13 protein-coding genes are annotated in these 14,651 nt (G+C 73.5%); 8 read left to right on the top strand and 5 right to left on the bottom strand.

What is annotated here, in order from left to right:
• Positions 1 to 56: 56 nt before the first annotated feature.
• The 5 genes from ACFYUV_RS17180 to ACFYUV_RS17160 all read right to left on the bottom strand — a co-directional run bounded on the left by ACFYUV_RS17180 (position 57) and on the right by ACFYUV_RS17160 (position 5,896).
• Entirely contained in the window at positions 57 to 2,216 is a 2,160-nt protein-coding gene (locus tag ACFYUV_RS17180) for a choice-of-anchor J domain-containing protein (protein ID WP_387669515.1), read from the bottom strand.
• Between the two features lie 119 nt (positions 2,217 to 2,335).
• A complete protein-coding gene (locus ACFYUV_RS17175) occupies positions 2,336 to 3,307 on the bottom strand; it encodes an LLM class flavin-dependent oxidoreductase (protein ID WP_387669513.1) in 972 nt (323 codons plus the stop codon).
• A gap of 29 nt (positions 3,308 to 3,336) precedes the next feature.
• On the bottom strand, positions 3,337 to 4,095 hold the full coding sequence (locus tag ACFYUV_RS17170) for an aminotransferase class IV (RefSeq protein ID WP_387669512.1): 759 nt from the start codon (positions 4,093 to 4,095) through the stop codon (positions 3,337 to 3,339).
• On the bottom strand, positions 4,092 to 5,075 hold the full coding sequence (locus ACFYUV_RS17165; RefSeq protein ID WP_387669511.1) for an adenylate/guanylate cyclase domain-containing protein: 984 nt from the start codon (positions 5,073 to 5,075) through the stop codon (positions 4,092 to 4,094). The genes ACFYUV_RS17170 and ACFYUV_RS17165 overlap by 4 nt, the downstream gene beginning before the upstream one ends.
• A 29-nt stretch (positions 5,076 to 5,104) precedes the next feature.
• Positions 5,105 to 5,896, bottom strand: a complete 792-nt coding sequence (locus ACFYUV_RS17160; RefSeq protein ID WP_387669510.1) for a FadR/GntR family transcriptional regulator — start codon at positions 5,894 to 5,896, stop codon at positions 5,105 to 5,107.
• Positions 5,897 to 5,985: 89 nt separating this feature from the next.
• On the opposite strand from ACFYUV_RS17160, the gene ACFYUV_RS17155 reads away from it, so the two are divergent.
• The 8 genes from ACFYUV_RS17155 to ACFYUV_RS17120 are packed head-to-tail and all read left to right on the top strand — an operon-like array spanning position 5,986 to position 14,628.
• Complete coding sequence (locus ACFYUV_RS17155; RefSeq protein ID WP_387669508.1) at positions 5,986 to 7,485, top strand: ABC transporter substrate-binding protein; 1,500 nt, start codon at positions 5,986 to 5,988, stop codon at positions 7,483 to 7,485.
• Positions 7,482 to 8,420, top strand: coding sequence for an ABC transporter permease (locus ACFYUV_RS17150; RefSeq protein ID WP_387669507.1), 939 nt, complete (start codon positions 7,482 to 7,484; stop codon positions 8,418 to 8,420). Before ACFYUV_RS17155 ends, ACFYUV_RS17150 begins: the two co-directional genes overlap by 4 nt.
• A complete protein-coding gene (locus tag ACFYUV_RS17145) occupies positions 8,417 to 9,250 on the top strand; it encodes an ABC transporter permease (RefSeq protein ID WP_387669505.1) in 834 nt (277 codons plus the stop codon). The genes ACFYUV_RS17150 and ACFYUV_RS17145 overlap by 4 nt, the downstream gene beginning before the upstream one ends.
• Positions 9,237 to 10,151 (top strand): ABC transporter ATP-binding protein, encoded by a 915-nt coding sequence (locus ACFYUV_RS17140; RefSeq protein ID WP_387669504.1) that lies wholly within the window; start codon positions 9,237 to 9,239, stop codon positions 10,149 to 10,151. Before ACFYUV_RS17145 ends, ACFYUV_RS17140 begins: the two co-directional genes overlap by 14 nt.
• Positions 10,120 to 10,944: an ATP-binding cassette domain-containing protein gene (locus tag ACFYUV_RS17135; RefSeq protein WP_387669502.1), complete on the top strand. Its 825-nt coding sequence runs from the start codon at positions 10,120 to 10,122 to the stop codon at positions 10,942 to 10,944. The genes ACFYUV_RS17140 and ACFYUV_RS17135 overlap by 32 nt, the downstream gene beginning before the upstream one ends.
• Positions 10,941 to 12,122 (top strand): M20 family metallopeptidase, encoded by a 1,182-nt coding sequence (locus tag ACFYUV_RS17130; protein ID WP_358286198.1) that lies wholly within the window; start codon positions 10,941 to 10,943, stop codon positions 12,120 to 12,122. The genes ACFYUV_RS17135 and ACFYUV_RS17130 overlap by 4 nt, the downstream gene beginning before the upstream one ends.
• Positions 12,122 to 13,219, top strand: coding sequence for a P1 family peptidase (locus ACFYUV_RS17125; protein ID WP_387669500.1), 1,098 nt, complete (start codon positions 12,122 to 12,124; stop codon positions 13,217 to 13,219). Before ACFYUV_RS17130 ends, ACFYUV_RS17125 begins: the two co-directional genes overlap by 1 nt.
• Positions 13,216 to 14,628 (top strand): aldehyde dehydrogenase family protein, encoded by a 1,413-nt coding sequence (locus ACFYUV_RS17120; RefSeq protein ID WP_387669498.1) that lies wholly within the window; start codon positions 13,216 to 13,218, stop codon positions 14,626 to 14,628. The genes ACFYUV_RS17125 and ACFYUV_RS17120 overlap by 4 nt, the downstream gene beginning before the upstream one ends.
• Positions 14,629 to 14,651 lie beyond the last annotated feature (23 nt).

Below are 14,651 nucleotides of genomic sequence, written 5' to 3'. Positions count from 1 at the left end.
CGATCGTACCCGACGAAGGAGGCGCCCGCCGACCCCCGGCGGACGCCTCCTCGGGGTCACCCTGGCTGGGTGACGCCGTTGACCTTCAGCGTGTACGGCGCGTACTGCTGGACCTGCTCGGTCGGCTCGTCATAGGCCACGATCGCGACCACCGACGGGAAGACCGCGAACGGCGCGAGCTGCAGCCGGTTGAGGCTGATCGAGCCCTTGCCGTCGAACTGGGCCTGCAGCACCACCGAGTGCCGCTCGTCCAGGCCGACCAGTCGCACGTTCCAGTTGCTGACCGGCGTCGGGGAGATCTCGGTCGGGGAGTCGAACGGCTCCAGGCTGGCCCCGTCGCTCACCGCCGTCGCGCCCACCGTGACGTCGTCGATCTTCCAGCCGCCCTCGTTGACCCCGCCGTCGCTGACGTACTGGAAGCCGACGAGGATCTCCTTGCCCGCGTAGGCGGACAGGCTGTAGGTGTGCGGCTGGAACCCGGTGGTGGTGCCGTTGACGGCCGGGCCGAGCGGGCCGGCCACCGTCTTGTCACCGGGGATCGCGGTGTAGGTCTTGCCGCCGTCCGCGGAGACGATCACGTAGCCGTAGTCGAAGCCGGACTCCGCGCCGTACTTGGCGAGGAAGCGCAGCGTCGGGTCGGCGGCCGGGACCGTCACCTTGGTCACCGCGGCGACGTTGAGGTTGCTGGCGTTGCCCGACCACAGCACCGGGTTGCCCGCGCGGTCGGGGTCGTCGGAGACGACGGTCCAGGCCAGCGGGATCGGCGGCAGCGTCTTGGCGCCCTGGAAGGACAGCGAGGTCGGCGCCGCGCCGCCCGGCTTGCGGATCTGCACGTAGTCGGCGCCGTTCGGGGCCGCTCCCGGAGTGTTGTACGCGGCCGGGTTGGCGAGGTTGACCGTGGAGTTCAGGCTCGCGGTCGTCACCCGCTTCTTCGGCACGCCCAGCACCACGCCGCGGCTGCCCACGACCTTGTCCACCAGCACCATCGTCTGGTAATCGTGCAGCACCTGGTACAGGTCCGTGCTGCCGAGCGCCGCCTTGACGCTGGCCAGGCCCTGCAGGGAGCCGTCACGGTGCAGCTTGGACAGGAAGTCCGCGCCGTACCGGTCGTACAGGAACAACATGAACGAGTACGCGTTGCCGTAGTCGGCCAGCACCGCGTCCGGGTTGCCGCCGTCGCCCCACAGGTTGAGCGAGTTCTGCGGGCCGCCGCAGTTGCGCGGGTTCGGGTTGTACGGCGTCTGGACGATGCCGAAGCCCTGGAAGCAGTTGATGTGGTTGTCGAAGCCCTTCTCGAACACCGTCGCCTTGGGGTTGCCGTAACCCGTCACCGAGATCGCGAAGTCCGACAGGCCCTCGTTCATCCAGGTGGTCTCAAGCGGGTCGGTGTAGTAGTGCAGCAGGTGCTGCCACTCGTGGGCGAAGACGCCCTCGTACTGGAAGGGCCGGGCCGAGCGCGAGGTGCACACGTCGGAGGTCGGGTCGTCCGGTGGGTTCGCGCCGGTCCTGTGCAGCCAGTCGAACGCGTCGATCGTCATCACGTTGCGGTCGAGCAGCTCGTTGTACTGGGAGGAGAAGAAGCCCGCGATGTACGTGGTCGCGGCCGGGAAGGTGTAGTAGTTGTCGTCCCGGACGTTGTCGATCAGCGTCACCGTGCGGTCGCCGGCGCCGGTGTAGACGCCGCCGTTGCCGTTGGCGTCGGGGCCGAGCACGGCGTTCGTGCCGTCCCGGTCCGGCGGCGTGCTGAAGGTCGCGGTCTCCTTCGGGTACATGTTCGTGTCGAACTGCTGCACCAGGTTCGTGACCTGGGCGTCGGTGATCTCCGTCGTCCCGGGCACCTGCATCCGGCAGTCGCCGGCCGGGAAGGCCAGGTCGTTGGCGACCCAGACCTCGATCTTGTCGCCGACGCCGCGCAGCGTGTAGTCCTTGCGGTACAGGCGGCCGTTGTAGTCGTCCGTGGCCAGCCACTGCCGTACGGTGCCGACCGGCGGCGTCTCGGCGGCGGCCTTGGCCGTGGCCTTGCGGGCCTCGTACTTCGCGGGGACCTTGACGGGCTTGCCGTCGAGGGTGAAGTCCTTGCGGGTGAGCTCCTTGACGTCGCTCGGCGGCGCGGCCGTGGCGGCCGCCTGCGGGGACTCGGCCGACGCGGGTATCGCGGTCAGCGTGGGCAGTAAGAGAAGTGCGGCAGCGATTCCGATGATTCGGGTGCGCGCCATTGAACCCCCTAGGTATGGGTGTTGCCCGGATGGAACAGGGGTGACATCCGGTAATTACCGGAACCGAATTGGCGCGCGCAATGGGGGCATTTGCCAACAAAATGCGGTCGAATTGGCGATCAAACCAGAACGGCCAGCCGCCGGTACGACTCCAGCCGCCGCTCCAGGTCGTAGGTGTTCATCGTGACCAGCACCTCGTCGGCGCCGATGGCATCCACCAGTGAGCCCAGCGCGACCGCCACCTCCGGCGCGGTGCCGTGGATCTGCCCCTTCAGCGCCTCCGCCAGCAGCGCCCGCTCCCGCCCGGTCAGCTCCAGCCGGGCGATCTCCTCGGCCGGCACCAGCGGCGGGAACGCGCCGCTGGTGCGCGAGCGCGCCGTGGACCACGCCTCCGGCAGCTGGAGCAGCGCCGCCTCCTCGCGGGTCGCGCCGACCGCGACGCTGACCGCCGCCATCACGTACGGCCGCGCCGCCCACTCCGAGGGCCGGAACCCCGCCCGGTAACGCGCCGCCGCCTCCACCGCCCGCGGCCCGGCCCCGATCACCATGGGCAGCCCGAGCTCCGCCGCCAGATCCGCCCCCGACCCCATGGCCAGCACGAACACCTGCGGCCGCAGCCCCTCGGCCGGGACGGCGTGCACGCCCGGATGCGCCCGCTGCCCGCCGGTGAAGTACCCCAGCAACTCGCCGACCTGGTCGCCGAACCCGTCCGCGGCCTCCTTGCCGTGCCCGAGCGCCCGCCGGACGCCGCCCGTGAACCCCACCGAGCGCCCGAGCCCCATGTCGATCCGCCCCGGGTGCAGCGACTCCAGCACGCCGAACTGCTCGGCCACCACCAGGGGCCGGTGGTTGGGCAGCATCACGCCGCCGGTGCCCACCCGGATCCGCCCGGTCGCCGCCGCGACGGCCGCGGCCAGCACGGTCGGCGCCGCCCCCGCCACGCCGGGCACGCTGTGGTGCTCGGCCACCCAGAACCGGTGGTAGCCCAGCTCCTCGGCCTGCCGGGCGAACGCGACGGTGTCCCGCAGCGCGGTGGCCGCGTCGGAGCCCCGGCGCAGGAGCGAACGGTCGAGAATCGAGTACAGGGTCACGCCTGCGTGCAACGCCGCACGCCCCGGGATCAATCCAGCGGGTCCCACGGGACGGCGTCGTAGCAGGAGAGCAGCCGGGCCAGCGTCGGGCCGTCCTGCCGCAGCGGGACGCCGTCGACCTCGCCGACCGGGACCACGCCGTGGGAGTTGCACAGGAACACCAGGTCGAAGCCCGGCAGGTCGGCGACCCGCAGCGGGCGGCGCTCCTGGGGCACGTCGATGCCTTCCAGCAGGCCCATGGCGGTGCCGTGCAGCATCGGCGCGTCCGGCCACACCAGGCGCCCGCCGGACCAGCAGCCGACGTTCGTGATCGCGCCCTCGCTGATCAGGCCGCCGGCGGTGGTCAGCAGCGCCTCGTCGAAGCCCAGGGGCGCGACCGTCCGCCGCAGGTGCGCCTGGGCGAACCCGGCCGCCTTCTTGATGTGCGGCAGGTAACGCTGGTAGAGGACCGCCGTGACGCGCTGGGGGCGGGTGGAGACCTCGGTGGGCGGGGCGGCCGTGGCCACGACGCGCGGCCGGCCGTCGTGCTCGACGACGTAGACCCGCACACCCGCGTCCCGCAGGTCGTCGCCGAGCACGGCCCGGATCGAGCCGAGCACCGCCGCCGGGTCGAGCCGGGCGCCGAACAGCTCCAGGTTGGCCGCCGCCAGCCGCTCCAGGTGCAGGGCCAGGCCGCGGGTGCGCCGGTCTCTGACCTGCATGGCGGTGAAGTGCCCGTAGCGGGCCTCCAGCGCGAAGCGCGCGTCGGCGTCCACCGGCCTGCCCTCGACCACCGCTCGTACGATCATGCGTCCAGCATGTCCTGTCCGCCGGCCCCCGCGCGCATGATCGTGAAGGGCGCCAGCTCGCCGAGCCCGCGCACCGACAGCCGGTCGACCGCGCGCAGCAGGAAGGCCCGGTCGCCCTCCAGCTCCTCGGCCATCTCGGGGTCGGCCAGGATCGTTCCCGGCAGGGAGAGCGCGGTGAGCCGGCTGGCCAGGTTGACGGTGGTGCCGAACACGTCGCCCATGCGCCAGATCACCGGCCCGGCGGCCAGGCCCACCCGCAGCTCGGGCATGTCCCGGCCGCGGTGGGTCTCCACCAGGCGCAGCGCGATCTCGGCCGCCACGTGCGCCTTGTCGGCCACGAACAGCACCGAGTCGCCGAGCGTCTTGACCACCCGCCCGCCCGAGGACGTGACCACGTCGGCCGAGCGGCCCTCGAACCTGTCGACCAGCCGGGCCAGCTCGGTCGCCGTGATCTGCCGGCTGAGCCGGGTGAAGGCCACCAGGTCGGCGAACCCCACCGCCATGCGCACGGCGCTCATGTCCTGGTCGGCCAGCCGGCCCGCGGCGGCGGCGAGCTGCCGCTGCCAGGCGTAGACCAGCAGCCGCGCCAGGTCGGGCACCACCCGCTCGGCCCGCCGCCGCCAGGCCCGCGGGCGTTCGGCCAGCGGCACGCCCGCCTGGTCGAGCGCCTCGGCGCCCAGCTCGGCCTGCGACTCGGCGAGCCGGGCCGTCGCCCGCCCGATCGAGCGGGCCATCAGCAGCATGTGCTCCTCGTCGTAGGCGCCGGAGCTGACCATCGAGAGCATGGTGCGCAGCGCCTCGACGTCGGAGTCGGTGAACTCGACCGCGTCGTCGGCCACGTTGGCGAAACCCAGCGCCCGCCACAACCGGCGCGCCCGGTAGACCGGGACCCCGGCCATGTGGGCCACCTGGTGGCTGGTGTAGCGGCGCGGCGCGCGCAGGAACGCCTCCGCCACCCCGTCCCCGTCCTCGCGTGACACGCGTGCAACATAACACCCTGTGGCGGGCGTCACTCCAGGAGGGCGCGCAGGGCGGGCCGCTCGGCGTCGGGCAGGTGGACGGCGTAGTAGTCGTACATGGACCGGCGCAGCAGGCGCGCGGCCGTGGCCCCGTCGCCGGCGCGCACGGCGGCCAGCACCTCCTCGTGGTGCCGGATGCTGCGCCGCATCAGCGACTCGCGGTCGGGCGCGTCGGCGATCTTCCCGGCGATCAGCCCCAGCACGACCGAGCGGACCACGTCGGTGCAGACCTGGATCAGCGTGTTGCCGCTGGCCGCCACGACGACGTCGTGGAAGGCCACGTCGGCGGCGCTGAAGGCGTCGTGGTCGGACACGGACGCGGAGGCGGAGGCCGTGGCGGCGGGCGCGGCGGCGTGCATGGCGGCCCGCATGTCGGCGATGGCCGCCTCCATCGCGGCGAGCTGCTCCTCGGTGCGCAGCCGCGCGGCCAGCAGCACGGCCGAGGAGTCGAGCACCATCCTGAACTGCACCAGCTCGGCCAGCGACAGCTCGGCCACCCGCGCCAGCGTGGTCATCGACTTGTGTAAGGCGGCGGGGGAGAACGGCAGCACCTCCGCGCCGTTGGGATCGCCCGGCCGGGACCGCACCAGGCCGCGCGCCTGGAGCACGCGCAGCGCCTCCCGCACCGTGGAGCGCCCGACCGAGAACTGCACCATCAGCTCGCGCTCGCTCGGCAGCCGCGCCCCCGGCCCGAGTGCCCCGCTCTCGATGGCCTCCTCGACCTGTTCCACGACCCGCTCGTAAGCGCGTACGGCCCGCACCGGCTCGAACCGTGCACCCATCGGAAGCCCCCTTGACCCGAGCCGTCACGGACTGGCAATGTGCGTAGCCTACTGGTCAGACCAGTGCACTAGCCAGGAGGCTGTAAGACATGAGGCGAATCGGAATCTGGATCGCCGTGGGCGGTCTCCTGCTGGTCACAGCCGCCTGTGGCGGCGGTTCCGGCTCGGGCGGTTCCGGCACCGCGGGCACCCCCAAGGCCCAGTCCCTGTCCGTAGGGTTCGTGGCCGAGCCGGCCAACCTCGACTTCACCGCCACCGAGGGCGCGGCCATCCCGCAGGCGTTGCTGGTCAACGTCTACGAGGGCCTCGTCAAGCTCGACCAGGACGGCTCGATCAAGCCGCTGCTGGCCGAGAAGTGGTCGGTCTCCGACGACCGGAAGACCTACACCTTCACCCTGCGCAAGGGCGTCACGTTCAGCAGCGGGGCGCCGTTCACGGCCGACGACGTGGTGTTCTCGCTCGACCGGGTCAAGAGTGACTGGAAGCTCAAGATCAAGGCCCAGCTCGACGTCATCGACAAGGTGACCAAGTCCGACGACGCCACCGCCGTCGTCACCCTCAAGCGGCCGAGCAACGGCTTCCTCTACGCCCTGGCCACCCGCCTCGGCGCCATGTTCAGCCGCACCGGCGTGGCCGACCTGGCCAACAAGCCCGTCGGCACCGGGCCGTACACGCTCGGGGCGTGGAAGCGCGGCGAGTCGATCCAGCTCGCCGCCAACCCCTCGTACTGGGGCGCCAAGCCGGCGCTGTCGGCGATCACGCTGAAGTACTTCAAGGACGCGACGGCGATGAACAACGCGCTGCTGACCGGCGGCATCGATGTCATCTCCGCCGTGCAGGCCCCCGAGTCGCTGCAGCAGTTCGCCGATCCGAACCGGTTCCAGACGGTCGAGGGCACCACCAACGGCGAGGTCGTGCTGTCGATGAACAACGCCCGGCCGCCGTTCGACGACGTCAAGGCCCGCCAGGCCGTCCGGTACGCCATCGACCACAAGGCGCTGCTGGACACCGCGTGGGCTGGGCGCGGCCAGCTCATCGGCTCGATGGTGCCGCCCACCGACCCCTGGTACGAGGACCGCACCGGCGACTACCCCCACGACCCGGCCAAGGCCAAGGAACTGCTGGGCGGCAGGACGCTGACGGTCAAGATGCGCATCCCCAACCTGCCGTACGCGGTGGCCGGCGCGCAGGTCGTGAAGTCGCAGCTGGCCCAGGTGGGCATCACGGCCGACATCGAGCCGCTGGAGTTCCCGGCCCGCTGGCTGGACGTGGTGTTCAAGCAGGGCGACTACGACCTGTCCATCATCAACCACGTCGAGCCCCGCGACATGGGGATTTTTGCCGATAAATCGTATTACTTCCACTATGACAACCCCGAGTTCGGCAAACTCCTCGCCTCCGCCGACGCCGGCACCGAGCAGCAGCAGACCGACGACCTGAAGAAGGCCGCCAAGCTGCTCTCCGACGACGCCGCCGCCGACTGGCTGTTCCTGTTCCCCAACCTGATCGTGGCGAAGAAGGGCGTCACCGGGCTGCCGAAGAACGCCATCGCGGAGTCCTTCGACTTCACCGGTCTCGCCAAGCAGTGACGCTCTACCTGCTCAAACGGCTGGCGGTGCTGATCGTGAGCGCCGCCGTCGCCGCCGTCGCGGTGTTCGCGTTCATGGCGCTGCTGCCCGGCGACCCGGCCGAGATCGCGCTCGGCGTCAACGCCACCCCCGACGCGGTCGCCGCGCTGCGCCGCCAGTTCGGCACCGACCGCCCGCCGGCCGTGCAGTTCCTCGACTGGATCGGCGGGCTGGCCCACGGCGACTTCGGCGTCTCCTACGTCACCAGCTCGCCCATCGGCCCGCAGATCGGCGAGCGGCTCGGCGTGACGGCCGTGCTGGTGCTGGGCGGCATGGTGCTGGCGCTGGCCGTCGCGGTGCCGCTCGGCACGTTCGCCGCCGTGCACCACCGCAACCCGCTCGGCGCGGCGATCAGCGCGGCCAGCCAGCTCGGCATCGCCGTCCCCGCCTTCCTGGCGGGCATCCTGCTGGTGTTCGTGTTCGCGGTGAAGGCCCAGGCCCTGCCCTCCGGCGGGTACGTCCCGATCGCCGACAGCCCGCAGGAGTGGCTGCGCTCGCTGCTGCTGCCGTGGTTGTCGCTCGGGCTCGTCCAGGGCGCCGTGCTCACCCGCTACGTGCGCAGCGCCGTCCTCGACGTCATGCGCGAGGACTACCTGCGCACCGCCCGCGCCAAGGGCCACGGCAGCACCGGCGCCCTGTGGCGGCACGGCCTGCGCAACGCCTCGATCCCCGTGGTCACCGTGCTCGGCCTGCAACTGGCCACCCTGCTGGTCGGGGCGGTCGTCGTCGAGCGGGTCTTCGTGCTGCCCGGGCTCGGCGACCTGCTGCTCAACGGCGTCGCCGGGCGCGACCTGCTGCTCGTCCAGGGTGTGGTGATGGTGCTGGTGGCCGCGGTCCTGCTGATCAACTTCGTGGTGGACGTCGCCTACCGCCTGCTCGACCCGAGGCTGCGATGAAGGGCCGGGCGAACGCCGCGCTGCTGACCGGCGGCGCGCTGGTCGGGCTGGTGACGCTGGCCGCGCTGGTCTCGTTCGTCTGGACGCCGCACGACCCGACCCTCGTCGACGCCGCCCGCAAGCTGCGCGACCCCGGCGGCGGCTACCTGCTGGGCGCCGACAAGTTCGGCCGCGACACCCTCAGCCAGCTCATGGTCGGCGCGCGCACCACCCTCTACGTCGGCGTGGTGGCCGTCGGGATCGCCGCCGTCCTCGGCGTGCCGCTCGGCGTGGTCGCCGGGATGACGCCGCGCGGCTGGCTGTCGGAGCTGATCATGCGGGTCAACGACCTGGTGTTCGCCTTCCCCGCGCTGCTGCTGGCCGTCATGCTGGGCGCGGTCTACGGAGCCGGCACGCTCACCGCGATGATCGCGATCGGGGTGGCCACCGTGCCCGCGTTCGCGCGGGTGGCCCGCGCCGCGACGCTCCAGGTCATGGTGACCGACTACATCCTGGCCGCGCGCGCCGCGGGCCGCCGCCGGGGCGCGATCGCCGTGCGGCACGTGCTGCCGAACATCGGGTCCGTGCTGATCGTGCAGGCGTCGGTGTCGTTCGCGATCGCGATCCTGGCCGAGGCGGCGCTGTCGTTCCTCGGGTTCGGCACCCGGCCGCCGACCCCGTCCTGGGGGCGGATGTTGCAGGAGTCGCAGGAGCTGCTGTTCTCCACCCCGCGTCTCGCGCTGTGGCCGGGCCTGGCGATCGCGCTCGCCGTCCTCGGGTTCAACCTGCTCGGCGACGGGCTGCGCGACCACCTCGATCCGAAGCTCAGGAGGGTCCGTGCTGACGGTTGAGGGGCTTTGCGTACGTGCCGGCGCGGTGGGGCTCGTGCACGACGTGTCGTTCGCGATCGGGCCCGGCGAGCGGGTCGGGCTGATCGGCGAGTCCGGGTCCGGCAAGTCGCTGACCGCGCTGTCGCTCATGGGCCTGCTGCCCGAGGGCGTCACCGCCGCCGGCACGGCCAGGCTCGGGGGACGCGACCTGGTCGGCGTGCCCGAGAAGCGGCTGAAGGACCTGCGCGGGCGCGAGGTGTCCATGGTCTTCCAGGAGCCGATGACCGCGCTCAACCCGCTCATGCGCGTCGGCGCGCAGGTCGCCGAGGCCATGACCCTGCACGGCGTCCCCCGCGCCGAGGCCGGGCGGCGCGCGCTCGCCCTGCTGGACCGCGTCCGGCTCCCCGAACCCGGGCAGATCGCCCGCGCCTATCCCCACCAGCTCTCCGGCGGCCAGCGGCAGCGCGTCATGCTCGCCATCGCCCTGGCCAACGAGCCGGGGCTGCTCGTCTGCGACGAGCCGACCACCGCGCTCGACGTCACCGTGCAGAAGCAGATGCTGGAGCTGATCGCCGAGGTCGCCCCCGCGCTGCTGTTCATCACCCACGACCTGGCGGTGGTGGCCTCCGTCTGCGAGCGGGTGATCGTCATGTACGGCGGCCGCGTCGTCGAGACCGGGCCCATCCGCGAGGTCTTCACCCGCCCCCGCCACCGTTACACCGAGGGCCTGCTGGCCGCCTCCCGGCTCACGCCGCGCGGCACCAGGCTGCCGACCATCAAGGGCAGCGTGCCGCCCGCGGGCGCCTTCCCCGAGGGCTGCGTGTTCCGCAACCGCTGCCCGCACGCCACCCCGCGGTGCGAGACCCCGCCGGCGCTGACAGGAGACGGCCATGCCCACGCATGCTGGCACCCCACCGAATGAGCCCTCTGGCGACGTGCTGATCGAGGCGCGCCGTCTCAGCCGCGTCTACCACCGCCCGCGCACCTCGCTCACCAGGCCGGGCGCGCCCGTCCACGCCCTGCGGGAGGTGTCGCTGACCGTCCGCCGCGGCGAGCGGTTCGGCATCGTCGGCGAGTCCGGCTCCGGCAAGTCCACGCTGCTGCGCCTGCTGTGCGGCCTCGACCGGCCCACCGGCGGGTCCGTCGTCTTCGACGGGCGGGAGATCACCGGCCTGCCGGAGCGGCGGCTGCGCTTCCTGCGGGAGAACCTGCAGATCGTCTTCCAGGACCCGATGAGCTCGCTCGACCCGCGCATGCGCGTGCGGGACCTGGTGGCCGAGCCGCTGGTCGCGCTCGGCCTGCCGGTCGGCGGCCGGGTGGCCGAGCTGCTGGCGGAGGTCGGCCTGCCCGCCTCGGCCGCCGACCGCTACCCCCATCAGTTCTCCGGCGGTCAGCGGCAGCGCATCGCCATCGCCCGCGCGCTCGCGCCCCGGCCGAAGGTGCTGGTCGCCGACGAGCCCGTCAGCGCCCTCGACGTGTCCGTCCGCGGCCAGATCCTCAACCTGCTCGCCGACCTGGTGGACGAGCTGGGCCTCACGCTCGTGTTCGTCTCGCACGACCTGTCGGTGGTCCGGCACGTGTGCGAGACCGTGGCCGTCATGAGCGGCGGCGAGATCGTCGAGACCGGCCCGGTGGACGACGTCTGGGCCGCGCCGAGCCACCCCTACACGCGTGACCTGCTGCAGGCCGTACCGACCCTGGAGGGATTGTTGTGATCGAGGTCGACGAGCGGGGAGTCGTGGAGTTCACGCAGGCCCTGGTGCGCATCCCCAGCACCAACGACCCCGCGCGCGGGCGCACCGAGCGGCCCGCCGCCGAGCTGGTCGAGGCCAGGATGCGGGAGTGGGGCTGGGACCCGGTCGTGAGCGAGGCCGCCGCCGGGCGGCCCAACGTCGTCGCGGTGGTCGAGGGCGGCGGCGGCGACGGGCCGACGCTGATGTTCGAGGGCCACACCGACGTCGTGACCGAGGGCGACCTGTCCACCTGGACCGTCGACCCGTTCGGCGGCGAGATCCGCGACGGGCGGCTGTGGGGCCGGGGCAGCGCCGACATGAAGTCCGGCCTGGCCGCCACCCTCTACGCCACCCGCGCGCTCCAGCTCGCCGGCCCGTTCCCCGGCCGGATCAAGGTGTGCGCGCTCGCCGACGAGGAGGGCCTGATGATCGGCGCCCACCACTTCGTCGCCTCCGGCCTGGCCGACGGCGTGGACGGCGCGATCGTCGCCGAGCCCGAGGCCGGGGAGATCTGCGCGGTGGCCAAGGGCGCGCTGCGGCTGCGCGTCGACCTCACCGGCAAGATGGCCCACGGCGCGATGCCGCAGCACGGCCGCAACCCCGTCCAGGCGGTCGGCACGCTGCTGGTCGCCCTGAGCGGCCTCCAGCGGGAGCTCCAGGAACGGCATCCGGCCCACGAGCACCTCGGCGAGGTGTACGTCACCCCGACCGTGGTCCGGGCGGGCAGCGAGGAGCAGGTCAACGTCATCCCCGCCACGGCGTCCGTCTTCGTCGACGTGCGCACGATCCCCGGGCTGGAGCACAAGGTGGTGGCCGACCGGGTGGCCGCCCTCGCCGCGGCCGGGGACGGGATCGAGGCGTCGGTGTCGGTCCTGGTGGACCGGCCGCCGGTGGACGTGCCGGTGACCGACCCGGTGGTGGCCGCGCTGGCGGCGGCCCACCGTACGGTGACGGGGGAGGAGCCGGTCTACGGCGGCGTGCCGGGCTCGACGGACGGGACCGTGCTGACCCACTGGGGCGGCGTCCCCTCGGTCGTGTACGGCCCCGGCGGCAAGTGGATCGCCCACCAGGCGGACGAGTACGTCGAGGTCGCCGAGATCGTCCGGTGCACCCGGGTGTTCGCCGAGGCGGCGCGGCGCTTCCTGCACCGGGACTTCTGATGCTCGCCGAACCCGCCCCCGGCATGCGTCCCGGGCCGACGAACTCGCTGGTGGACGTCGCCGGGCTGCGCGTCGGGCACGCGCACCGGGTGGGCGGCGGCTACCGCACGGGCACGACCGTGGTGCTGGCGCCGCCGGAGGGCGTGGTGGCCGGCGTCGACGTGCGCGGCGCCGCTCCCGGCACCCGCGAGACCGAGTTGCTCGATCCGCGCAACCTGGTCGAGCGCGTGCACGCCGTCGTGCTGTCGGGCGGCAGCGCGTACGGGCTGAGCGCGGCGTGCGGGGTGATGGACGAGCTGGCCGACGCGGGCATCGGCTTCCCGGTGGCGGGCGGCGTGGTGCCCATCGTCCCGGCGGCCGTCATCTACGACCTCGGGCGCGGCGGCGACTTCCGCGCCACCCCCGACGCCGCCCTCGGCGCCGCCGCCTACGCCGCCGCCCGCGCTCCGGCGCACGAACCGCCCTTCCCCGCACCCCCGCCCCGCCGCGGCGGCGCGGCCCGGCACGCCACCGCGCCTCCCACGGCCAGCGGGTCCATCGGAGCCGGGGCCGGGGCGATGGCGGGCGGCCTGGCCGGCGGCGTCGGGACGGCCAGCGCCGTCCTGCCCGGCGGCGTCACGGTGGCCGCCCTGGCCGTCGTCAACGCCGCCGGGTCCGTGCTCGACCCCGCGGGCGCCACCCTCGCCGGCGTCCGCTACGGCCTGCCGGGCGAGTTCGGCCACCTGCGCCGCCCGGACCCCGACGAGGCCGGGGCATGGCAGCCGGACAAGGTCACCTCGTTCAACACCACCATCGGCGTGGTGGCCACCGACCTCACCCTCACCAAGGCCCAGTGCGGCAAGCTGGCCGGGGTGGCCCACGACGGCCTGGCCAGAGCCATCCGGCCGGCCCACACCATGGTCGACGGCGACACCGTCTTCGGCCTGGCCGCCTGCGCCCGCCCGGCCCCCGGCCCCGACGGGCTCCAGGACGTCCTGGCCGCCGCGGCCGACGTGTTCAGCCGGGCCGTGGCCCACGCCATGCTCGCCGCCACCGGCCGCGAGGACGCGCCCGCGTACCTCGACGTGTTCCCGAGCGTCCTAGGGGGAGACAGATGACCTGGCCGGACGGCCTGCCCATCGGAGACGGATGGGCCGCCACCGAGGACACCACCGAGGTGATCTTCCCCTACGACGGCTCGGTGGTGGCCCGCGCCCCGCTGGGCACCCCCGCCCACGCCGCCCGCGCCCTGGAGGCGGCGCTGGCCGTCGCGCCCGCCATGGCCGCGCTGCCCTCGCACGCCCGCCGCGCCGCGCTCATGGCCGCGCACGACGCGCTCGCCGCCCGCCGCGAGGAGTTCGAGCGGCTGCTGGTCCTGGAGACCGGCAAGCCGCTGGTCGACTGCCGGGTCGAGGTGGCCAGGACGCTGCTCACCCTCGCCACGGCCGCCGAGGAGGTCGCCCGGCTGCACGGCGAGACCGTCCCGCTGGACCTGCTGCCGTCGGGGGAGGGGCTGATCGGGTTCTGGACGCGGCGGCCGATCGGCGTCGTCGTCGGGATCACCGGCTACAACTACCCGCTGCTCCTGGCCGCCCACAAGATCGCCCCGGCGGTCGCGGCCGGCTGCCCGGTGATCGTCAAGCCCGCCCCGGCGACGCCCCTGGCCACGCTCCGGCTGGTGCACCTGCTCCGCGAGGGCGGCCTGCCGCCCGCCGGCGTCCAGCTCGTCACCGGGGACGTCGAGGTCGGCCGCACGCTGGTCGAGGACCGGCGGATCGGCGCGGTCTCCTTCACCGGCTCGGCCGCCGCCGGGCACGCCATCGCCCGCGCCGCCGCCCCCACCAAGGTGCTGCTCGAACTCGGCTCCAACGCCGCCCTCGTGGTCGCCGCCGACGCCGACCTGGCGGCCGCCGCCGACGCCGTCGTGCGCGGCGGCTACTACGCCTCCGGGCAGGCGTGCATCGCGGTGCAGCGGGTGCTGGTGGAGGAGCCCGTACGGGCGGAGTTCCTGGCGCTGCTGGCCGCCCGCGTCAAGGACGTCGCCGTCGGCGACCCGCGCCTGCCCGGGACCCGCGTGGCCCCGCTGATCGACGCCGCCGCCACCGACCGCGTCCTTGAGTGGATCGGCGACTCGGGCGCCGAGGTGGTCGCCGGCGGGGTGCGCGAGGGCCGGGCGATCGCGCCGACCGTGCTGTCCGGCGTGCCCGACGGCGCCGCCGCGTGGGACGAGGAGATCTTCGGCCCGGTGGTGTGCGTCCGCGGGGTGCCGGACCTCGACGCCGCCTTCGAGGCCGTCAACCGCTCCCGGTACGGCCTGCACGCCTCCGTCTACACCCGCTCGCTGGCCACCGCCTTCACCGCGATCGAACGCATCCAGACCGGCGGCGTGGTGGTGAACGAGGTGCCCGGCTTCCGCGCCGACAACATGCCGTACGGCGGCGTCAAGGACTCGGGCAGCGGCCGCGAGGGCCCGCGCTTCGCCATGGAGGAAATGACGGTGACCAGAATGGCGATCATCCGCCCCTGACGGCCGCTGTAGGGTGGCGCCCA

It is taken from the genome of Nonomuraea sp. NPDC003560 (genome assembly GCF_042878785.1).
GTDB lineage: Bacteria > Actinomycetota > Actinomycetes > Streptosporangiales > Streptosporangiaceae > Nonomuraea.
The sequence above is the reverse complement of the archived record's forward strand: the minus strand, read 5'-3'. Positions and strand labels throughout refer to the sequence as shown.